The sequence below is a fragment of the Lysobacter sp. M2-1 genome (assembly GCF_022662495.1).
In the GTDB taxonomy this organism is placed as follows: domain Bacteria; phylum Pseudomonadota; class Gammaproteobacteria; order Xanthomonadales; family Xanthomonadaceae; genus JAKPBU01.
The window spans coordinates 313,617-333,667 of the sequence record NZ_JAKPBU010000001.1 but is presented as its reverse complement, the minus strand read 5'-3'; the positions used below and the strand labels follow the sequence as shown (position 1 = coordinate 333,667).

Here is a 20,051-nt window from a genome sequence, read left to right as displayed (position 1 = left end):
CCAGGAAATCAACGCAGAAGGAGTCCGAAGCCGAAGGCGAGCACGCTCGCAAGCGGCAATGTGACGCACCAGGCCAGCAGGATCCGGCGGATCACCTCGGCGTGGCCGCTGCCGTTGCCCGCGGCGATGCCGAACAGCGCGCCGGTGCTCACGTGCGTGGTCGATACGGGCAGGCCGAAGCGCGATGCGCCCATGACCAGGGCGGTCGTGACCAGGTTGCCGCCGAGGCCTTCGCCGGCATCCATCCGGGTCACCTTATGCGCGAGCGTGTCTGACACCCGGCGCGACGCCAGCAGGCCGCCCAGCGCCATGGCCGTCACCACGGTGAGCGAGGCCGTCCCGATCCCCAGTCCGCCGCCGCCAGCGACCATCAGCGCCGCGATCTTCGGCGTGTCGTTCAAACCGCGCGCGAAACTGACCGTAGCCGCGCTGCCCAGGTGCGCGCGGTCCAGCCACACACGAACCGGAAGCGAGGCGATCGCCCGGCCGGGCGCTGGCGCGCATGCCCTAGCGCCCGCGGTGGCGAAGGTGATCGTGGTGCGCGCGGCGGCCAGCGCCGGGCTGTCGGTCACCATCTGGATGTCGGCGCACACGCAGGGATCGTTTTGCGCCGGCCGCGCCCGCAGGTGTCGCACCGCCGGCACCAGCACCAGCGCCAGCAGCAAGGCCAGCAGCGGCGAAATCAGCAGCGGTAGCAGCATCGCCTTCGTGGCGACTACCCAGCCGACCTGTTGTGGCACCACGGCGACACCGGCGCCCAGCAAGCCGCCGAGCAGGGCGTGGGTGGTGGAGACGGGCATGCCGGTCCACGTCGCCAGCCACACGGTCATCGCCGCACCGCTCGCGACCGCCAGCAGGAACGGGAGCGAGGCGGTGATCTCATCCGGCACGATGTCCTTGCCGCTGAACGCCATCAGCAGGCCATTGGCCAGGTAGATCGACGCCACGCCGCCCACCGCGGTGGCGAGCGTGGCGAACGCGATGGCGCCGCGATGACCCACGATCCCTGAGCCGACGAGGGTCGCCGCGCCCTTGATGTTGTCGTTCGCGCCGTTGGCGGCGGCGAGCACCAGGGTGACCAGCACGAGCAGGATCAGTGCCATGCGATCAGCCCCGTCGCCACGCGAAGTAACGCGCGGCGAACTGCAGCAGGCCCTGCGGCGCGTTCACGCGCTTCCACGCGCCGGCGGCGTACTTGTTGGCCTCGCTGAGGGTGGGATAGATGTGGATCGTGCCGAGCAGCTTGTTGAGGCCCAGGCCGTGCTTCATCGCCAGCACGAACTCGGCGAGCAGGTCGCCGGCGTGTTCGCCGACGATGGTCGCGCCGAGGATGCGATCCTTGCCCGGCGGCGTGAGCACCTTGACGAAGCCGTGGTCCGCCGAATCGGCGATCGCGCGGTCGAGATCGTCCAGTCCGTATCTGGTCACTTCCACTGCGATGCCCTGCGCCCTGGCCTCGTCTTCCGACAGGCCCACGCGCGCCACTTCCGGATCGGTGAACGTCGCCCACGGGATCACGCGGTAGTCGGCCTTGAAGCGCCACAGCGGTGACAGCAGCGCGTTGATCGAGGCGTACCACGCCTGGTGTGCGCAGACGTGGGTGAACTGGTAGGGGCCGGTGACATCGCCGGCCACCAGGATGTTGGGGAAGCTGGTCTGCAGGAACGGATCGGCTTCCACCGTGCCGTTCTTCCGGATCTCGACGCCGAGCTCCTGCAGGCCGAAGCCTTCCACGTTCGCCTTGCGGCCCAGCGCGAGCAGCAGGCGGTCGAAGGGCAGGGCGACTTCCTCGCCGTCTTTCGCGCAGACCAGGCAATCGCCCTCGCGGTCGCGCTCGACCCGCAGCGCCTTGCAGCCGGTCATCACCCGTACGCCTTCGGCGCGGAAGCGCGACGCGACCTCGGCCGCGGCGTCGGCGTCCTCGCGCGGCAGCAGGCGCGGCGCCATTTCCACCTGGGTCACCTCGCTGCCCAGGCGCGCGAAGGCCTGGCTCAGCTCACAGCCGATCGGGCCGCCGCCGAGCACGAGCAGGCGCTTGGGCAACGAACGCAGCTCCCACAGGTTTTCCGAAGTCAGGTACGCAACACCGTCGAGGCCGGGGATGGCGGGCACCAACGGCCGCGCGCCCGTGGCGATGACCAGGCTGCGCGCGCTCAGGCGCTTGCCGCCGACTTCGACTTCCCACGGCGACACGATCCGCGCCTCGCCGGTGATGACCTCGACGCCGAGCTTCGTATAGCGCTCCACCGAGTCGTGCGGCTCGATCTTGCGGATGACCTCGTGCACGCGCGCCATGACCTGGGCGAAGTCCATCTGGACATCGACCCTGGCGATGCCGTAGCGCCCGGCGTTGCGCGCATCGGCCATCAGCCGCGCGCTGCGCAACAGCGCCTTCGACGGCACGCAGCCGGTGTTGAGGCAATCGCCGCCCATGCGGTCGCGCTCGATCAACGCCACCTTGGCGCGCGCGGTCGCGGCGATGTAGGCCGACACCAGCCCGGCCGAGCCGGCGCCGATGACGATCAGGTTGTAGTCGAAGCGGCGCGGGCGCGTGTGCCCGCGGTATACGCGCCGCGCCGCCAGCCAGCGCGTGAGCCCGCGCATGATCAGCGGCAGGAAGCCCAGCAGCGCGAACGCGCCGATCAGTCCCGGCGACAGAATGTCGGCCGGCTCGCGGATGCGCGCGAGCTGGGTGCCGGCGTACACGTAGGCGATGGTGCCGGGCAGCATGCCGACCTGGCTGACCCAGTAGAAGGTGCGCGTCTTCAGCGCCGTCAACCCCGCCAGCAGGTTGATCACGAAGAACGGGAACACCGGCACCAGGCGCAGGGTGAACAGGTAGTACGCGCCGTTGCGCGCGATGCCCTCGTCGAAGGTGCGCAGGCGCTCGCCGTACTTGTCGCGCAGCGCGTCGCGGAACACGAAGCGCGAGGCGAGGAAGGCCAGCGTCGCGCCGATCGAGCTGGCGAACGAGGCCAGCAGCGTGCCTTCGAGCAGGCCGAACAGCGCGCCCGCGGCGAGCGTGAGCACGGCCGCGCCCGGGAGCGACAGGCCGGTGACCACGACGTACAGCGCGAGGAACCCGCCGGCCGCCAGCGACGGATGCGCCGCCGTCCATGCCTGCAACGCGTCCTGCCGCGCTTTGAAGGCTTCCAGGCTGAGTTCGCCCAGCAGCCCGCTGCGCCACAGGGTCAGGGCGGCAAGGACCAGCACGACGGCGAGGATCAGGCGGGTTCTGGAGCGGGACATGCGTTTCCTTCGTAGGAAGTGGACGGAATCTCGTTATTCCAGCAAGCGCTGGAATCCGTTCCGATGTGGCGATTTCATGAACAAGGTCGGTGTGGACTCCAGCGTTCGCTGGAGAGACGACCTACTCGGCCCTTCTCTCGGGCACCGGAAAAAAAGCTCAGCGCCGCGCGTGCCCGATCCACGAGAACAGCGGGCGGCCGAACAGCAGGCACAGCAGCGACAGCAGCGCCACTGCGCCCAGATGCCAGACCAGCACCATCAGTGCGCTCTCGTGGCCGTGAATGAGGGTGACGCCCGCGGCCGACAGCGCCGCGGCGCTCAGCGCCGCCAGCATCGCGGTCGCCCTGGGCCGGACCACGCCGGCATGGCGCACCATCAGCAGCAGCACCAGGCCCAGCGGCACGCCGGTCATGGTGATCGCCAGGGCGCAATGCCAGCTGCTGAGCTGGAAGAGGAAGGCGTCGCTGCCGATGCGGGCGAGATCCCGCAGGCAGCCCCAGCCCAGCCCGCTGAGCCACAACAGCAGGGTCGGTACCGGCAGCCAGGCCCAGGCCGGCGAACGGCCAGGCACGCTGATCTGGAACACGGCATAGGCGGCGAGAATCCCGGTCAGCACGCTGGCGACCCATTCGATCAGCGCCGGCGCGGCGGCGAGCTCGGCGGCCAGCCCCGGACGCAGGCCGATGGCGGCGGCGATCAGCGCGACGATGGCACTCGCCATCGCGATCCACAACGCCGTGCGCCGCATCGGCGACGCGAGCGGCCGCACGGGTTTGGCGCGCGCTGCCAGCTGTTCGATCAGGATGTTGGTATCAGTCATGGTCCTGCCCCTTGCTGCCGAGGGTCCGCTGCAACGTCTTCAGCGCCCGATGGCAAGCCACTTTCAAGGATCCGACGCTCTGCCGGCTCTGCGCCGAAGCCTCGCCCAGCGACATCTCGCCCAGGTGCACGAGGCGGATCGCTTCCTGCTGTTTCGGCGACAGGCCGGCGACCGCATCGCGCACGCTGCGCGCGTCGTGCAGGCGCGCGGTGGTTTCGTCCGGCGTCGACGCGGCTTCCTGCAGATGATCCAGATCCTCGTCCGTGGTGAATTCGTGTTGGAACCGGCGCGCGCGGCGCCGCAGCAGGTCGATGCAGCGGCGCGTCGCGATCGTGCTCAGCCACGGCTTGAACGGACGCCCGCGCTCGTAGGTGTGGCGGATGTCATGCACGACCAGCAGGATTTCCTGCACCGCATCTTCCGCATCGTCGCCGCGACCGAGGTAGCGCTGGGCGATGGCGCGCAGGTAGGGCGTGATCCCGACCAGCAGCGCGTGGTACGCGTCGCGATCGCCGTCCTGGGCGCTGACCATCCACGCGCCCCAGGCTTCCCCGCTGTCCCGCGTCTGCCCGGACGGGCCCGCGGGGGTAGCCGATACGCTGCGCAGGGGCATGGGAGTCGCCTGCTCCGGTTTCGGGAAGGGAAGGATCTCGGCCATGATGCGACGGTCCGATGCGATCACCAAGCGCGCGCGTGCCTAGGCACGCACACGACGCGCAACCAGATGGTCCAGCGACACCCCGACCGGACGCCGGGCCAAACCCGGCGCAGCAACGAGGGCCAAGGCGGGAACCGCGGACCGGAAACGGGTCGTCATGGAAGTTCTCCTGGGAATGGGTAGTAGCGAGGCCGACGAACCGCGTATGGCAGTCCGGGCGCCGCTCGCATCAGGAGACTTCGCGCGAGGGGACGAATGGTTACATCAAGCCGAAAGAAAAACGGACGCAGCTGCCGACCGCGGGACGACAGCGCCTCGGAGTACTGACTGGTTGATTGAGAAGATGCCTGGGGCGCATGGCTTTGCGAACGGCCCGTAGCAGGCCGGCAGATCAATAGCCCGTTGTCTTTTCAGGCCGCAACTACCCACGGAGACAGCTGGCCAGGCTGGGTGTGCAGCCTCGTCCCGTGCCTGCGGCAAAGATCCGGGACCGGGGTGCTTAGCGCGAGAGCAGCACCGGCAGGCCGGCCCGCTCCAGGATGGTGCGTGTCGCGCCGCCGAGGATGAATTCGCTGATCCGCGATCGGCCCATCGCGCCAACCACCAGCATGTCGGCGTCGATCGCCTCGCAGCGCTCCAGCAGCACCGCGCCGGCGTCTTCGCCCCGGCGTTGTTCGAGCACCACGGACGCGCCCTGCCGTGCCAGGTGCGCGGCCATGTCCGCGCCCGGGTCCTCTCCGTACAGCGCCTGGATCCGGGTGTCGGGCACGACGACCAGGTGTACCGCTTCGGCCGCGATCAGCAGCGGCATCGCATCGGCGATGGCGCGGGTGGCTTCGCGACCCCCGTTCCAGCCCACGACGATGCGGCTGGCGATCCGCTCGGGCGACCATGAATCGGGCACCAGCAGGCAGGGACGTCCCGAAGCAAAAATCATGCGCTCAGCGAGGCCAAGCGCCGTCGTCTGCGTGTTCCGGCGGGCGGGCGGACCTAGGATGGCGAGGCTTGCGTGCCGCGCGTGCAGCATCAAGGCCTCACCGGTCTCGTCATCGGACACGCGCCATTCGCCGGTAAAGCTGCGCTGCCCCACCAGATGATCGAACTCGGAACGCGCTCTGGCCTGTGCGGCCGCCGCGTCGTCCCGATAGTCGGCCAGCATGGTGGACAGTGCGGCTCCGACCGCAAACGCCGCGTGCGGGTTGAGCGCCAGCGGCTGGGTGACGAACGTTGCGATCAGGTGCGCCTGCCAGCGCTTGGCCAGCGCCACGGCGTATGCGAGGCGTTGGCTGTCACCGCGGTGCGGCTCGATGAACACCACGAGGTCTTTGGGAGGCATGCGATCTTCCTCACGGACAGATGCGCCACTGTCGCCAGATCGAGCGTGCGGGGGATTGACCCAGATCAATCCTTCGGGTCGTTGGTGACCGCCCCTTTGCTTCCTGCGCGTCGCGCCATTGCACCGGCGTGCGGGCCGCGCAGCGAGTCGGGCAGGCGAGCGGCGACCGCCCTGGCTCCGGCGACCGTCTCCAGATATCACTCCAGGACCGCCGCCGCTGCGGGCGCCGCACGCCTTGCCCCGCGTACTGCTTGCGAAGCACCCTCCCAGGGCTTCGCGCCGGGCATGCGCGGGCAGACTCAGCTCTTGATGAAGGCGAGCAGGTCCGGGTTGATCACGTCGGCATTGGTGGTGCACATGCCGTGGGAATAGCCTTCGTAGACCTTGAGCGTGCCGTTCTTCAGCAGCTTGACCGAAAGCAGGCTGGAATCGGCGATGGGCACGATCTGGTCGTCATCGCCGTGCATGACCAGGGTGGGCACGTCGATCGCCTTGAGGTCCTCGGTGAAGTCGGTTTCGGAGAAGGCCTTGATGCCCTCGTAATGCGCCTTCGCGCTTCCGTTCATGCCTTGCCGCCACCAGTTGGCGATGACGCCCTCGTCGACCTTGGCACCAGGACGGTTGAAGCCGTAGAAGGGGCCGCTGGGAAGATCGCGGAAGAACTGCGCGCGATTGGCGGCGAGCGCGGCCCGCAGGCCATCGAACACCTCGATCGGCAGACCACCGGGGTTGGCATCGGTCTTGACCATGATCGGCGGCACGGCACTGATCAGGACCGCCTTGGCAACACGACCCTTGCCATGGCGCGCGACGTACCGCGCGACCTCGCCACCGCCCGTGGAATGGCCGATATGCACTGCGTTGCGCAGGTCGAGATGTTCCATGACGGCCGCGGCGTCGGCAGCGTAGTGATCCACGTCGTGACCATCGCTGACCTGGCTGGAGCGCCCATGCCCGCGCCGGTCGTGGGCGATGACCCGGTAGCCCTGCTCGAGGAAAAACAGCATCTGGGTATCCCAGTCGTCGCTCGAGAGCGGCCAGCCGTGGTGGAAGACGATCGGCTGGGCGGTCCTGGGGCCCCAGTCCTTGTAGAAGATATCGACGCCGTCTTGGGTGGTGATCGTGCTCATAGCCAGTTCTCCGTGGGGGGCAGGGGCAACACCGGGCGCGCGCGAACGATCGAAGATCCTGCGCCCGGGTCGGCGCTTCATATTAGTGCGCCCTGTCGGACACGTGCAGCGGAACGGCGTCCGTTCGACAACGACCTCGAATCCTGACGCCCGAGGGCATCTGGCCGGATGCGCCGACGCCAATCACCAGCGCATTGGTTCGCGCCCCAGTCCTGTCCCGTGGTTCCGGTGCTCGATCCGCTTGTCGCCCACGATCGGCGAAAGCGAATGTCCAAGGCCCGGTCGTCCGTGGGCGACGGCTTATGTAGCCGATCTGCGCTCGCGTTCGATCGCCCGCCAGCCGATGTCATGGCGGTGGAATTCGCCGTGCCAGGAAATGCCCGAAACTTCGGCATAGGCCTTGCGTTGGGCGTCCTCGACGCTGTTGCCGAGCGCGCACACGCACAGTACGCGACCGCCGGCGGTGACCGCACCGCCGTCTTCGAGCCGGGTGCCCGCGTGGAACACCTTGGTGTCGTCCACGTCGGGCACGTCGAGGCTGTTGATCGCATCGCCGATGCGCGGAGTGCCGGGATAACCTTCGGCCGCCATCACCACACCCAGCGAAGGGCGCGGATCCCAGTGCGCTTCGGTCCCCGCCAGCGCGCCGTCGATCGCAGCTTCCACCAGTTCCACCAGGTCGCTGCGCAGGCGCAGCATGACCGGCTGCGTTTCCGGATCGCCGAAGCGCACGTTGAATTCGATCACCTTGGGCGCGCCGCTGGCGTCAATCATCAGCCCCGCATACAGGAACCCGGTGAACGGCACGCCGTCGGCGGCCATGCCGCGCACGGTGGGTTCCACCACTTCGCGCAGTACCCGTGCATGTACCTCGGGCGTGACCACCGGTGCGGGCGAATACGCGCCCATGCCGCCGGTGTTGGGTCCGGTGTCGCCGTCGCCGACGCGCTTGTGGTCCTGGCTGGTCGCCATCGGCAGCGCAGTACGGCCGTCGACCATGGAGATGAAGCTGGCTTCCTCGCCTTCGAGAAACTCCTCGATCACCACCCGCGCGCCGGCCTCGCCGAAGGCATTGCCCTCGAGCATGTCGCGCACCGCCGCTTCGGCCTCGGCCAGTGTGGTCGCCACGATCACGCCCTTGCCCGCGGCCAGGCCGTCGGCCTTGATTACGATCGGCGCGCCCTTGTCGCGAACGTAGGCGAGCGCCTGGTCGACATCCGTGTGCACGGCATAGAACGCGGTGGGGATCCCGTGCCGCGCCAGGAAATCCTTCGCGAACGCCTTGCTGCCTTCCAGCTGCGCGGCCGCCGCGGTCGGGCCGAAAATGCGGTGCCCAGCGGCGCGGAACATGTCGACCACGCCGACCACCAGGGGTTGCTCGGGCCCGACCACGGTCAGGGCCACCTCTTCGCGCCGGGCCAGGTCCAGCAAGCCATCGATGTCGGTGGCCTTGATGTCGATGTTGCGGCACTTGTCCTCGCGCGCGGTCCCGGCGTTGCCGGGCGCGACCAGCACTTCGGTCACCCGCGGCGACTGCGCCAGCTTCCAGGCCAGCGCATGTTCACGACCGCCCGAGCCGATGACCAGCAGTTTCATGGCAGTGTTCCTGTCGATCCGTGGGGCGGGACGCTTGCGGCCTGCATCGAGACGCGCTTGCTGCCATCGGCGAGCCGGCGTGTGCCGACCTCATTGAAGCCGAAGCGTGCGTGGAAGGCCGCCGACGCGGGATTGGGCGGCTCGAGATTGTATTCGCACACGACCGTGCCGATGCCGGCACGGCGCGCGTGCTCGAACAGGTCGCGATACAGCCGGCTGCCGAGGCCGAGGCCGGCGTGGCCGGCGTCGACCACGATCCGGTCGACATAGAGAAAGCGCGGATAGCGGGCGGCGAACCAGCGGAAATTGTCGTTGTCGTAGGCCGCGCCATCGTCCATCGCGAGCAGGAACGCGACGACCAGGCCTTCCAGCTCGACGACCCTGTGGTACGCGGCGAGCGCATCGAGCAGGCCCAGGCGCGCCACGTCCATCGCGCTGGTGGCGGTCACTTCGGCGTCGTTGAGCGCGACGATGCGCGCGAAGTCGCCGGGCAGGGCTGCGCGAAGGACGAGGTCAGCCATTGGCAAGGGAGAATGCGGGGTGATAGGACACGACGCCGCGCGGCACGGTTTCGCCAAACACAAGCGCCATGAAGTATCCCGGCGGCGCATCGGGGTACGACAGCCCTTCGACCGCATCGAAGCCGAAGCGGGCGTAATAGCCGGGTTCGCCGAGCACTACGCAGCCCAGACTGCCGGCAGTGCGCAATTCGGAGAGCGCTGCCTGCACCAATGCGGAACCGATGCCATGTCCCTGCTCGGCCGGGGCGACCGCGACCGGGCCAAGGCCGTGCCAGCCGGTTGTGCCTGCGATGGAGACGGGCGAGATGGCCACATGGCCTGCGACGCGGCCGTCGATGTCGGCCACCAGCGAAATGCTCAACGCGTCTTCGCGCCGCAGCGCTTCGACGATGCGCGATTCGGTACCGGACGCATAGGGCGCTTGCGCGAACGCGGCGTCCACGACGGCGCGGATCGCGGCGTGGTCGGCTCCGGTTTCGCTGCGGATCCACATGGTGTCGCCTGGCCCTTGCCTAATGCCGGAAGTGGCGCACGCCGGTGAAGACCATGGCCAGGCCATGTTCGTCGGCGGCGGCGATCACCTCGTTGTCGCGCATCGATCCGCCCGGCTGGATCACCGCCTTGATTCCCGCAGCAGCGGCGGCATCGATGCCGTCGCGGAACGGAAAGAATGCGTCGCTGGCCATGACCGAGCCGGGAACGACCAGGCCCGCTTCTTCGGCCTTGAGTGCCGCGATCTTCGCAGAGATGACGCGGCTCATCTGGCCGGCGCCGATGCCGATGGTGCGATGATCCTTCGCGTAGACGATCGCATTGGACTTGACGTATTTGGCCACCCGCCAGGCGAACAGCAGGTCGTCGAGCTGCGCGGGGGTGGGCGCAAGCCGCGTGACCACCTTCAGTTCTTCGCGGGCGACTTCGCGGATATCGCTGGTCTGCATCAGCAGCCCGGACCCCACGCGCCTGACGTCGATGTTGTTGCGGCCCTCGCCGTGGGGGATGCGCAGCACCCGCACATTGGCCTTCTTCCTGGCGATCTCCAGCGCGCCGTCGTCGTACTCGGGCGCGATCAGGACCTCCACGAACTGGCGGTCCAGGATCGTCTTCGCGGTGGCCGCGTCCAGTTTCGTATTGAAGGCGATGATGCCGCCGAAGGCGCTGGTCGGATCGGTGGCATAGGCTAGTTCGTACGCGTCGCCGCAGGCCGCGCCTTCGGCCACGCCGCAGGGATTGGCGTGCTTGACGATCACGCAGGCCGCGCGCTGGAACTGGCGCACGCACTCCCAGGCCGCGTCGGCGTCGGCCAGGTTGTTGAAGCTCAGCTCCTTGCCCTGCAGCTGGGTGAAGGTGGCCAGCGTGCCCGGCACCGGCCACAGGTCGCGGTAGAACGCACCCTGCTGGTGGGGGTTCTCGCCGTAGCGCAGATCCATCACCTTGACGAAGTTGCTGTTGTTCTGCGCCGGGAACAGCGTCTGCTTGCCGTCCTCCTGCAACGAGGACAGATAGTTGCTGATGCAGGCGTCGTAGTAGGCGACGTTGTTGAACGCGGCCACCGACAGGTCGAAACGGGTGCGCGCCGACAGCGCGCCGTCGTTGGCCTGCAACTCGGCGACGATGCCGGCGTACTGCGATGGATCGGTCGCCACCGCGACACGTGCGAAATTCTTCGCCGCCGAGCGCAGCATCGCCGGACCGCCGATGTCGATGTTCTCGATGACCTGGTCGAAGCTGCTCGCCGGGTCCATCGATACCGCGACAAAGGGATACAGATTGAGCACGAGCAGGTCGATGTTCTCGATCCCGTGCTGCGCCATCACGTCTTCGTCGATGCCGGCGCGGCCCAGCAGACCGCCGTGCACTACCGGGTGCAGCGTCTTGACCCGGCCATCCATCATTTCCGGGAAACCGGTGGCTTCGCTGACATCCCGAACCGCCAGGCCGGCCTCGCGTAGCGCCTTCGCCGTACCGCCGGTGGACAGCAGTTCCACGCCGCGCGCGGCCAGCGCCCTGGCGAATTCGATCAGCCCGTTCTTGTCGGACACGGACAGCAGGGCGCGGCGGATCTTCACCGGGTCGCCGGAGGCGGGGATTTGCGGCATGAGGAGCGGGGCAGCGAGAGGTCGCGGAATTATAGGTGACGCGGCGCCGCGAGCGATCCCCGCACAAGCCGATATGGAGGTCGGCGTCTACGAAGACAGACCGTATTCCTTGAGCTTCTTGCGCAGCGTGGCGCGGTGGATGCCGAGCATGGCCGCAGCGCGGCTCTGGTTGCCGTCGCAGTGTTCGAGCACTTCTGCAAACAGCGGGATCTCGAGTTCGCGCAGGGCGATCTCATAGAGGTTGTCGGTACCGCTGCCGTTGAGGTCGCCGATGTAGCGACGCACCGAATTCGCGACGTGCTCGCGCAGCGGCGTGCGCGAAATCTTGCTGTCGATGCGGTCGGCGTTCAACGCGGCCCCCCGGAGGAACGAACACCGCCGGGTTGCCGGCGGGGGCACAGTCTAGCGCGCCGCCTGCGCGCTTGCCATCGCCGCGCACGCCGCGATGCGTGCGGTGGTTAGTGAAAATCGAAGGTGAATGCGACCGCCTGTGGACCGGGCTCGACGATCTCCATCGAGAGTGCCGCACTCTGTCCGCTGCCGAGCTCGGATTGCGTTGGCGCGCCGCCCAGGTATTCGCTCGGGGTAAAGACCCGGGTGGCGACATCGCGTCCGTTTGCGTCGGACAGCGTCAACTGCAGCGCCGGCCAAGGCTGGGGCCAGCGCGCATCGTTGCGGATGCGTGCGCTCACGCGCAGCACGCCTGGCCTGCGCAGGGTGATGTCGCGTTCGATCACGCGGAACGCCCGCGGTTCGTGCCAGGCCGGTAGCGTGCACTGCAACACGCCGCATAGTTGCGTCAGCACTACACGCCAGCGCGCATCGCCGGCCAGTCGCGCGCGATCGGAAAGCACCAGCTGCAGGATCAGCAGCAACGACAGCGCGACGATCGCGGACCAACGCAGCGCGAGCCGCCGGCGATCGACCGCAACCGCGCCCGCTCTGGCACGCGCGAAGCTCGGTACAGCGGTCGTGCCGGGTTTGCGCCGGACTGGTTTCGGTGGCATGGCCGGTGCGGCTGTCGTGGTCGCGTCGGCGGGTTGGGGAAACGCCGCCGCGGGCGTTGCGGCCGACATCGCCACGCCTTCCCCCTTCCTAGAGACCGCCGGCCCGTCGCCGTCCGGCGGTGCGGGAGGCGCGCCTTCAATGGGTTTGGCGGCCAGGGAATCGGCAGCCAGTAATGGCGTCGAGGTCTTTTTGGCCGCGTTCGAGGAGGTGTCCGTTGCCCTCGCTGACGGCGACTCGTCGGCAATCCCTGCGGTGGAATCGTCGGTCATCGTCGCCGCAGACGGCGCATTCGGCTCCGGGGCGGTGGCGGATGGCGGTTCCGCGCCGGATTCTGGTGCCGGAAGCGGTGGCGCTGCGCCGCCTGTTTCCCCGGCCTGCGCTGGTTCCGCGGGTTGCACGTCCGCTGCGGCTGGTACAACGTCCGCCGCCGCGGCCACGGCAGGGGGCTCGGGACGTGCGGCCCGCAGTGCCGGTTGCGGCGATGTGTCGTCGGCAGCGGCCGCGCTCGCACCGAGCGGCGTGGCTGCCTCTTCGCCCTCGGGCGTCCGGACCTTCGATACGGATGTGGCCGGGCCGGCCGCCTGCATCGTGCCTGCATCGTCGCCCGCATTCGCCTGCGGGGTCATCGCTTCCGGAGCCGCATCCTGTCGTGCCAACGCCGCTGCGTCCGGCACGACGGCAGGGGGCGTCGCATCGGGCCGTGCCGATGCAGTCTCGTCCGCTACGGCGATGGGCTGCAGGTCAACCGCCGCGCCGGGTTGACGGCGCGTGTCCGCAGCCGCGGCGTCTGCTTTGCCGCGCGGAGGTTCGAGCACCGGAGACGGTGCCGATGCGGACGGTGTGGGTTCGGATACGTGACCGGCCGGGGCGGACGTCGTCGTTCCGGCGTCGTGCGCGGTCGGCGTGGTGGCGGCATCAGTCGATGCATCGTCTTCGCGCAGCCGCTGTGCGCAGTTGGGACAGCGCGACAGCGGTTGGCCGGCCTCATCCAGCGCGACCAGGAATCCGCAATAGGGACAATTGGAGAACATGCCGGCTATTCAACCACGCCGCTGGCTGCGCTCCCGACGTCATTGCGGACTCCGTCGATTCGCACCCAGTCCTCGCAGGATTCGACCTGCAGCGCATCGAACCAGCGCGCATAGCGCGCGAGCAGTTCGTCTTCCTGACCCTGCAGAATGCCCGACAGCGCGATCCGGCCGCCTAGCTGCACCCGCTCGGCCAGCGTGCCGGCGAGCGCATCGAGCGCAGATGCCAGGATGTTGGCGACGACGATGGGATAGCGCGCGCGTGGCGCGTCGTCCGGAAGAAGCGCCTGGAGCATGGGCGCGACGCCATTGCGCTGCGCGTTGTCGCGCGTGGCGATGAGCGCCTGCGGATCGTTGTCCACGCCGGTGGCCTGCGCCGCACCCAACTTGAGCGCCGCCAGCGCGAGGATGCCGCTGCCGCAGCCGAAGTCGAGCACCTCGCGCCCCTGCAGCTCGCCGGACTGCGCCAGGCCGTCGAGCCAGCGCAGGCAGAGCGCGGTCGTGGGGTGGGTGCCCGAGCCGAACGCCAGTCCCGGGTCGAGCCGTACCACCGCCGTGTCGGGCGAACTGGCCTCGGCCGGCAGGTCGTGATTCCAGGGCACGATCCAGGTGCGCGCGCCGAACCGCATCGGCTGGAACTGGTCCAGCCAGGCGCGTTCCCAGTCCTGGTCGGCCACGGTGTCGAAGCGCGCCTGCGACCAGTCGAGCTCTGGATCGAAGCTCTCTAGCGCCGCGAGCAGCATCAGCGGATCGGTGTCGGCGGCGAACAACGCCGCCAGGCGCATGTCATGCCACAGCGGGATCTCGCCCACGCCGGGCTCGAAGATCGCCTGTTCGTCGGCTGCGTCCAGGTGCGCATCCTGCAGGGTCACCGACAGCGCGCCTACATCCTCCAGCGCGCGCTCGTAGCGCGGTTGCTCGGCTTCGGTGCACGGGAGGCTGAGTTCGAGGAAGGGCATGGCGGCGTGGCGGGAAGGCGGGGGGCTGCAACGTACCCAAAGTCTGACGCGCAACGCTCTGGCAGGCGCTGCGCGCCCCGTGGCGACGGGCGTCGTCAGACGATCGAGAGCGATTTTTCCTTGCGCTCGGCCAGCCGCTTCTCGAGGTAGTGGATGTTCTGCCCGCCCTGCTGGAAGCCGCCGTCGGCCATGATCCGCTGCTGCAGGGGGATGTTGGTGCGGATACCGTCCACCACCATCTCGCTCAACGCCACCCGCATGCGCGCGATCGCGGTGTCGCGGTCGGGCCCGTGCACGATCAGCTTGCCGATCATAGAATCGTAGTTGGGCGGGACCCGGTAACCCTCGTAGATATGCGAATCCACGCGCACGCCCGGGCCGCCGGGCGCGTGGAAGTGGGCGATCAGGCCGGGCGAGGGCAGGAAGGTCTCCGGGTCTTCGGCATTGATGCGGCATTCGATCGCATGGCCTTCCAGCACTACCTCGCTCTGCTTGATCGAGAGCTTTTCGCCTGCGGCGATCATCAGCTGCTCGCGCACCAGGTCGATCCCGGTCACCAGTTCGGTCACCGGATGCTCCACCTGGATGCGGGTATTCATTTCGATGAAGTAGAAGCGGCCGTTCTCGTACAGGAATTCGAACGTGCCGGCGCCGCGGTAGCCGATGCGCTTGCACGCCTCCACGCAGACCTTGCCGATCTCCGCGCGCTGTGCGGCGGTGATGCCGGGCGCGGGCGCTTCTTCCACCACCTTCTGGTGGCGGCGCTGCATCGAGCAGTCGCGTTCGCCCAGGTGGATCGCGCCGCCCTGGCCGTCGGCGAGCACCTGGATCTCCACGTGGCGCGGATTTTCCAGGAACTTCTCCATGTAGACCATGTCATTGCCGAACGCGGCCTTGGCTTCGGTCTTGGTGGTCTGGATGGCCGTGGCCAGGTGCGCTTCGGTATGGACCACGCGCATGCCGCGTCCGCCGCCGCCGCCGGCGGCCTTGACGATCACCGGATAGCCGATCTCGCGCGCGATCTTGACGTTGGCGGCGGCATCGTCGCCCAACGGTCCGCCGCTGCCGGGCACGCAGGGCACGCCGGCCTCCTTCATCGCTCGGATCGCTTCGACCTTGTCGCCCATCAGCCGGATGGTTTCGGCCTTGGGCCCGATGAAGATGAAGCCCGACTGCTCCACGCGTTCGGCGAAGTCGGCGTTCTCGCTCAGGAACCCATAGCCCGGATGGATCGCCTGCGCGTCGGTCACCTCCGCCGCGGCGATGATCGCCGGCATGTTGAGGTAGCTCTCGCTCGATGGCGCCGGCCCGATGCAGACCGATTCGTCGGCCATCGCGACATGCTTGAGGTTGCGGTCCACGGTGGAATGCACCGCGACCGTGCGGATGCCCAGCGCGTGGCAGGCGCGCAGGATGCGCAGCGCGATCTCGCCGCGGTTGGCGATGACGACTTTATCGAGCATATGAGTTCCGTTCGTCCTGAGCGTGGCGAAGCGAAGTCGAAGGACTCATCCGATCACGAACAGCGGCTGGTCGAATTCGACCGGCTGTCCGCTCTCGCACTGGATCGCGAGCACCGTGCCGGAGATGTCGGTCTCGATCGGGTTGAACATTTTCATGGCCTCGATGATCCCCAGCGTCTCGCCGGCCTTGACCGCCTGGCCGACGCTGACGAAGGCCGGCTTGTCCGGCGCTGGCGAGGCATAGAAGGTGCCGACCATCGGCGCGCGGACGATATGGCCTTCGGGCAGGCCCGCCTCGGCCGCCGGCTTGCCCAGGCCGCCGGTCGCCGCATCGGTAGGCGAATGCATCGGCATTGCGGGGGCGGGCGCCGGCGCCGCGGCCAGATGGTGCACCACCGGCGCGGGGGCGGCGGCGCCCTGCGGGATACGGGCCAGGCGCACGGATTCCTCGCCTTCCTTGATCTCGATTTCGGCGAGGTTGGATTCCTCGAGCAGGTCGATGAGCTTTTTGATCTTGCGCAGATCCATGGGGGCTCTCTTGGGATGTGTCAGGGTGAGGTTCGCGCCTGCCCGGCGGGCGCGGCATCGGCGTGCTGGTCCAGACGCGCAAGCGCGGCTTCCAGCGCATACACATAGCTGTTGGCGCCGAAGCCGCAGACCACGCCCACGGCCAGGTCGCTGAAGTAGCTGGTATGGCGGAAGGGTTCGCGGGCGTGCGGGTTGGACAGGTGGACCTCGATGAAGGGGATCGCGACCGCCGCCAGGGCATCGCGGATCGCCACCGAGGTGTGGGTGAAGGCGGCCGGGTTGATCAGGATGAAGGCGGTGCCGTCGTCACGGGCGCTCTGGATCCGCTCGACCAGGGCGTGCTCGGCGTTGGCCTGGACGCTGCTGAGCGCGTGGCCGGCGCGCGTCGCGCGCGCGGCCAGCATTGCGTCGATCTCGGCCAGGGTCTGGCGACCATAGACCTCCGGCTCGCGGGTGCCGAGCAGGTTGAGGTTGGGGCCATGCAGGACCAGGATCTGTGCCATCTCGCCGGCGCCGCCGCCATGGATCGGAAGGGCGCGAGTCTGGACGAAGGCGGGGATGGTGTCCAGTTCGCCGAAATTCAGCCGCATTTCCGAATTTTAAGCGCTTGTTTGAGTGTGTGCTCTAGTCCGCCGGGAACCCGCCCGCATCGCGCTCATTCGGTTTGCGCCATGGCCCGAGCCCAGCCGTCGATTTCGCCGGGCGCAAACGGGCCGATCCGCTGCTTCAGCAGCTTTCCGTCCGCCGAAAGCAGGACCGAGTAGGGCAGCACCCCCTTGGGATTGCCCAGGCGCACGCTGCTGTCGGTGGGGCCGGCCGTGTCGAGCAAGATCGGATAGCGCACCGGGACCCGTTCCAGGAAGGCGTCCACCGCGGCCTTGTCGTCGAGCGCGATGCCAACCACTTGCGCTCCGTTGCTTCCCTGTTCGGCGAAATAACGCTGCAGCTCCGGCATCTCCTCGATGCATGGCCCGCACCAGCTCGCCCAGAAGTTGATCAGCAGCGGGCGCCCCGCATAAGCGCCGGGGAGGGTAACGACCCCGCCCTTGAGCGCCTGCAGCGTGAGCGTGGGGATCGTCGTGCCGGGTCTGGCGACCGCGACACCCGCCGGCGGCTTCGGTGCGGTGACTGAAAGCGCACCCTGGAGCGCGCGTTGCCCGACTTCGGACCGGAGCAGTGGCCCCGGGCCAGTGGTGAGCAGGCTGGCGGCGACCCCGAGCAGGCCTGCGCCCACGGCCACCAGCAGGATCCGCACGGTGCCGGATTTCATCCGCTTCGCCCGCGCCCGGCGGCGGACCGTCCGGTCATCGTGCCCGCTCCACGCGCCGGGCGAAAGCTTGCGCGTCCTCGAACCCGAACAGACGCAGCTCCCGGCGTTCCGCGCCATCGACATAGAACAGGGTCGCCGGCGGGCCGATGATCCCCAGCCGCTGCATCAGCGCCTGGTCGGTGGCGTCGTTGGCGGTCACGTCGGCCTTGAGCAGGACGAAGCCCTCGAGCGCCGCATGGACCTCGGGCGTGGGGAAGGTGTACTTCTCCATTTCCTTGCAGGCCACGCACCAGTCCGCATAGAAATCGAACAGCAGTGGCTTGCCTGCGGCTTTCGCCGCGGCCACTTCCCGGTCCAGGTCGGACAGGGACTTGATGCTGCGGAATGGCAACGCCTGGCGCTCGTCCCGCGCGCCGACGACACCGGCCAGCGGCTGCAGCGGATCGTGGCCGCCCGCCATCGCACCGAACAGCTCGGCCGCGCCCACCAGCCCGAACACGACACCGGCGAATCGCAAGGCCCAGCGCCGGCCCTCGCCCAGTGCCGGAGTGGCCAGCGAAAGGACCCACACGGCGAAGGCGAGCGCCAGCAGCCCGTACAGCGCCAGGGTGGCGGCCGCAGGCAGGATGCGCGAGAGCATCCAGATCGCCAGTCCGACGAAGACGAACCCGAACACGCGCTGGATCGCCACCATCCACGGACCGGACGTGGGCAGGCCGCGGCCGGCCGCCATGCCGAAAGCCAGCAGCGGGGCGCCCATGCCCAGCGCGAGCATGAACAACGCCGCGCCGCCGAACACCGGGTCGCGGGTCTGGCCGATATACAGCACGGCCGCGGCCAGCGGCGGGGCCACGCAGGGCCCGACGATCAGCGCCGACAGTGCGCCCATCGCGGCCACGCCCATCCAGGAGCCGCCACGCTGGTGGTCGCTCAGCGCACCCAGCTTCGAGCGCCAGCTGGCGGGCAGCTGCAATTCGTACAGGCCGAACATCGACAGCGACAGCGCCACGAACAGCGCCGCGAACAGCACCAGTACCCAGGGGGTCTGGAACGCTGCCTGCAGGTTGGCGCCGGCCAGCCCGGCGATCACCCCGGCAATGGTGAACACCACCGCGCTCGCGAGCACGTAGATCAACGACAGCCAGAACGCGCGCAGGGCGCCGATGCGCTCGCCACGCCCGGCGATCAACCCCGACAGGATCGGGATCATCGGCAGTACGCATGGGGTGAACGCGAGGAGCAGGCCGGCGCCGAGGAATCCGAGCAATGCGAACCAGCGATTGGATCCGGACAGCTCGCCTGCGAGACGCTGGTCCTCGGCCTGTGACGCCTCGCCTGGCGTAGCGGCGACGCCTTTCGTAGGAGCGACGTCAGTCGCGAACTGTTGATCTCCCACAGCGGGGACTTCTGCACCTGCGTCGTTGGACGCTGTGTGCGAAGAACTCGCGACTGACGTCGCTCCTGCCGGGGCATCGGATCGGAGCCTGCCGGCGGGAATCGACACCTCCACCCGCCGCGTCATCGGCGGATAGCAGATTCCACCGGTCTGACAGCCCTGGAACGTTGCGACCAGCACCGCCTTGGCCGCATCGGTGCGTTCGCGCAGCAGCGGCAACGGCACGTCGATCTGGTCGAAGTAGACGATGACGTTGCCGAAATACTCGTCGTGGTAGCTCACCCCCCGCGGCCAGCCCGGCCGGACGGTGGCGATGCCGTCGGCGCCCTCCAGCCGGAAGCTGCTGCGATCGCGATACAGGTAGTAACCCTTCGCCGGCGTGAAGCGCAGCAGCAGGGTGTTGCCATCGCCGGCGATCGCCTCGAAGCCAAACGCCTGCTCGGGCGGTAGCGGCATGGCGTCTGTGCCTGTTGCGGCCACCCCGGGAGCAGGCGCCGTGCCCTGGCCGGTGAGCGCACGGCCCAATGAGGCCAGTCCCGCGTTCGACGGCTGCGAAGGCCCGGGCAGCGCCACGGTCACGGTGCGTGTCTGCGGCGGATAACAGATGCCCAGGTCGGCGCAGCCCTGGTACTTGACCTTGAGGGCGATGCTGCCCGCTGGTGCCACGACCTGCTCGAGCGTGCCGCGCACCGCACCGCGAAAGGTTTCGACGCGACCGAAGAATTCATCGGTGTGCGCCTCGCCGCGCGGGAGGGCAATTGCCGCGGCCTCGCCGGTGGTGTCGGCGGGGCCCGCCGAGATCCGGTGCCGGTACAGGTAGTACCCCTCGGCGATGGTCCAGTCCAGGGCGATCCGGTCCGGGCCGATGGCGCGCGCACTCAGCGCAAAGGCCTCGTCCACCGGCAGCAGATCGTCCTCGTCGATCGCCAGCGCCGGAACGGCGAACAGCAGCAACAGCAACGAAGTCAGGACGCGCAACGACAGGGACAT

The 20,051-nt window shown here is 68.6% G+C and carries 18 protein-coding genes; all 18 read right to left on the bottom strand.

The genetic code is table 11. The features are described from left to right. Nucleotides 1-8: 8 nt before the first annotated feature. A complete protein-coding gene (locus MC375_RS01400; protein WP_242101491.1) occupies nt 9-1,103 on the bottom strand; it encodes an inorganic phosphate transporter in 1,095 nt (364 codons plus the stop codon). Nucleotides 1,104-1,107: 4 nt separating this feature from the next. Next, a complete protein-coding gene (locus MC375_RS01395; protein WP_242101490.1) occupies nt 1,108-3,249 on the bottom strand; it encodes a bifunctional TVP38/TMEM64 family protein/FAD-dependent oxidoreductase in 2,142 nt (713 codons plus the stop codon). Nucleotides 3,250-3,406: 157 nt separating this feature from the next. Then, entirely contained in the window at nt 3,407-4,069 is a 663-nt protein-coding gene (locus MC375_RS01390) for an NrsF family protein (RefSeq protein ID WP_242101489.1), read from the bottom strand. Next, a complete protein-coding gene (locus tag MC375_RS01385; RefSeq protein WP_242101488.1) occupies nt 4,062-4,682 on the bottom strand; it encodes a sigma-70 family RNA polymerase sigma factor in 621 nt (206 codons plus the stop codon). The genes MC375_RS01390 and MC375_RS01385 overlap by 8 nt, the downstream gene beginning before the upstream one ends. Nucleotides 4,683-5,226: 544 nt before the next feature. Further along, entirely contained in the window at nt 5,227-6,063 is an 837-nt protein-coding gene (locus tag MC375_RS01380; protein ID WP_242101487.1) for a universal stress protein, read from the bottom strand. Nucleotides 6,064-6,362: 299 nt separating this feature from the next. Beyond that, nucleotides 6,363-7,193 (bottom strand): alpha/beta hydrolase, encoded by an 831-nt coding sequence (locus MC375_RS01375; RefSeq protein ID WP_242101486.1) that lies wholly within the window; start codon nt 7,191-7,193, stop codon nt 6,363-6,365. 300 nt (nt 7,194-7,493) lie between these two features. Further along, a complete protein-coding gene (gene purD / locus MC375_RS01370; protein ID WP_242101485.1) occupies nt 7,494-8,789 on the bottom strand; it encodes a phosphoribosylamine--glycine ligase in 1,296 nt (431 codons plus the stop codon). Next, nucleotides 8,786-9,310 (bottom strand): GNAT family N-acetyltransferase, encoded by a 525-nt coding sequence (locus MC375_RS01365; protein ID WP_242101484.1) that lies wholly within the window; start codon nt 9,308-9,310, stop codon nt 8,786-8,788. Before MC375_RS01365 ends, purD begins: the two co-directional genes overlap by 4 nt. Beyond that, on the bottom strand, nt 9,303-9,803 hold the full coding sequence (locus tag MC375_RS01360; RefSeq protein ID WP_242101483.1) for an N-acetyltransferase: 501 nt from the start codon (nt 9,801-9,803) through the stop codon (nt 9,303-9,305). Before MC375_RS01360 ends, MC375_RS01365 begins: the two co-directional genes overlap by 8 nt. A gap of 19 nt (nt 9,804-9,822) precedes the next feature. Next, nucleotides 9,823-11,409 carry a bifunctional phosphoribosylaminoimidazolecarboxamide formyltransferase/IMP cyclohydrolase gene (gene purH, locus MC375_RS01355; RefSeq protein WP_242101482.1) on the bottom strand — a complete coding sequence of 529 codons (1,587 nt, stop codon included), beginning with the start codon at nt 11,407-11,409 and terminating at the stop codon, nt 9,823-9,825. An 87-nt stretch (nt 11,410-11,496) separates the two neighbouring features. Next, nucleotides 11,497-11,760 carry a DNA-binding transcriptional regulator Fis gene (gene fis, locus MC375_RS01350; protein WP_242101481.1) on the bottom strand — a complete coding sequence of 88 codons (264 nt, stop codon included), beginning with the start codon at nt 11,758-11,760 and terminating at the stop codon, nt 11,497-11,499. 107 nt (nt 11,761-11,867) lie between these two features. Next, nucleotides 11,868-13,448 (bottom strand): DUF3426 domain-containing protein, encoded by a 1,581-nt coding sequence (locus tag MC375_RS01345; protein ID WP_242101480.1) that lies wholly within the window; start codon nt 13,446-13,448, stop codon nt 11,868-11,870. Nucleotides 13,449-13,453: 5 nt separating this feature from the next. Beyond that, nucleotides 13,454-14,404 carry a 50S ribosomal protein L11 methyltransferase gene (prmA, locus tag MC375_RS01340; protein WP_242101479.1) on the bottom strand — a complete coding sequence of 317 codons (951 nt, stop codon included), beginning with the start codon at nt 14,402-14,404 and terminating at the stop codon, nt 13,454-13,456. Between the two features lie 95 nt (nt 14,405-14,499). After that, nucleotides 14,500-15,867 carry an acetyl-CoA carboxylase biotin carboxylase subunit gene (gene accC, locus MC375_RS01335; protein ID WP_242101478.1) on the bottom strand — a complete coding sequence of 456 codons (1,368 nt, stop codon included), beginning with the start codon at nt 15,865-15,867 and terminating at the stop codon, nt 14,500-14,502. A gap of 45 nt (nt 15,868-15,912) precedes the next feature. Then, a complete protein-coding gene (gene accB / locus MC375_RS01330) occupies nt 15,913-16,395 on the bottom strand; it encodes an acetyl-CoA carboxylase biotin carboxyl carrier protein (protein WP_242101477.1) in 483 nt (160 codons plus the stop codon). A 20-nt stretch (nt 16,396-16,415) separates the two neighbouring features. After that, nucleotides 16,416-16,898, bottom strand: coding sequence for a type II 3-dehydroquinate dehydratase (gene aroQ / locus MC375_RS01325; RefSeq protein WP_242102923.1), 483 nt, complete (start codon nt 16,896-16,898; stop codon nt 16,416-16,418). 152 nt (nt 16,899-17,050) lie between these two features. Further along, on the bottom strand, nt 17,051-17,650 hold the full coding sequence (locus MC375_RS01320; RefSeq protein ID WP_242101476.1) for a TlpA disulfide reductase family protein: 600 nt from the start codon (nt 17,648-17,650) through the stop codon (nt 17,051-17,053). 49 nt (nt 17,651-17,699) lie between these two features. Next, nucleotides 17,700-20,051, bottom strand: coding sequence for a protein-disulfide reductase DsbD (dsbD, locus tag MC375_RS01315; RefSeq protein ID WP_242101475.1), 2,352 nt, complete (start codon nt 20,049-20,051; stop codon nt 17,700-17,702).

Coding starts and splice junctions, on each gene's coding strand:
- MC375_RS01400 (WP_242101491.1), bottom strand. CDS start 1,103: ATGGCACTGATCCTGCTCGTGCTGGTCACCCTGGTGCTCGCCGCCGCC.
- MC375_RS01395 (WP_242101490.1), bottom strand. CDS start 3,249: ATGTCCCGCTCCAGAACCCGCCTGATCCTCGCCGTCGTGCTGGTCCTT.
- MC375_RS01390 (WP_242101489.1), bottom strand. CDS start 4,069: ATGACTGATACCAACATCCTGATCGAACAGCTGGCAGCGCGCGCCAAA.
- MC375_RS01385 (WP_242101488.1), bottom strand. CDS start 4,682: ATGCCCCTGCGCAGCGTATCGGCTACCCCCGCGGGCCCGTCCGGGCAG.
- MC375_RS01380 (WP_242101487.1), bottom strand. CDS start 6,063: ATGCCTCCCAAAGACCTCGTGGTGTTCATCGAGCCGCACCGCGGTGAC.
- MC375_RS01375 (WP_242101486.1), bottom strand. CDS start 7,193: ATGAGCACGATCACCACCCAAGACGGCGTCGATATCTTCTACAAGGAC.
- purD (WP_242101485.1), bottom strand. CDS start 8,789: ATGAAACTGCTGGTCATCGGCTCGGGCGGTCGTGAACATGCGCTGGCC.
- MC375_RS01365 (WP_242101484.1), bottom strand. CDS start 9,310: ATGGCTGACCTCGTCCTTCGCGCAGCCCTGCCCGGCGACTTCGCGCGC.
- MC375_RS01360 (WP_242101483.1), bottom strand. CDS start 9,803: ATGTGGATCCGCAGCGAAACCGGAGCCGACCACGCCGCGATCCGCGCC.
- purH (WP_242101482.1), bottom strand. CDS start 11,409: ATGCCGCAAATCCCCGCCTCCGGCGACCCGGTGAAGATCCGCCGCGCC.
- MC375_RS01345 (WP_242101480.1), bottom strand. CDS start 13,448: ATGTTCTCCAATTGTCCCTATTGCGGATTCCTGGTCGCGCTGGATGAG.
- prmA (WP_242101479.1), bottom strand. CDS start 14,404: ATGCCCTTCCTCGAACTCAGCCTCCCGTGCACCGAAGCCGAGCAACCG.
- accC (WP_242101478.1), bottom strand. CDS start 15,867: ATGCTCGATAAAGTCGTCATCGCCAACCGCGGCGAGATCGCGCTGCGC.
- accB (WP_242101477.1), bottom strand. CDS start 16,395: ATGGATCTGCGCAAGATCAAAAAGCTCATCGACCTGCTCGAGGAATCC.
- aroQ (WP_242102923.1), bottom strand. CDS start 16,898: ATGGCACAGATCCTGGTCCTGCATGGCCCCAACCTCAACCTGCTCGGC.
- dsbD (WP_242101475.1), bottom strand. CDS start 20,051: ATGTCCCTGTCGTTGCGCGTCCTGACTTCGTTGCTGTTGCTGCTGTTC.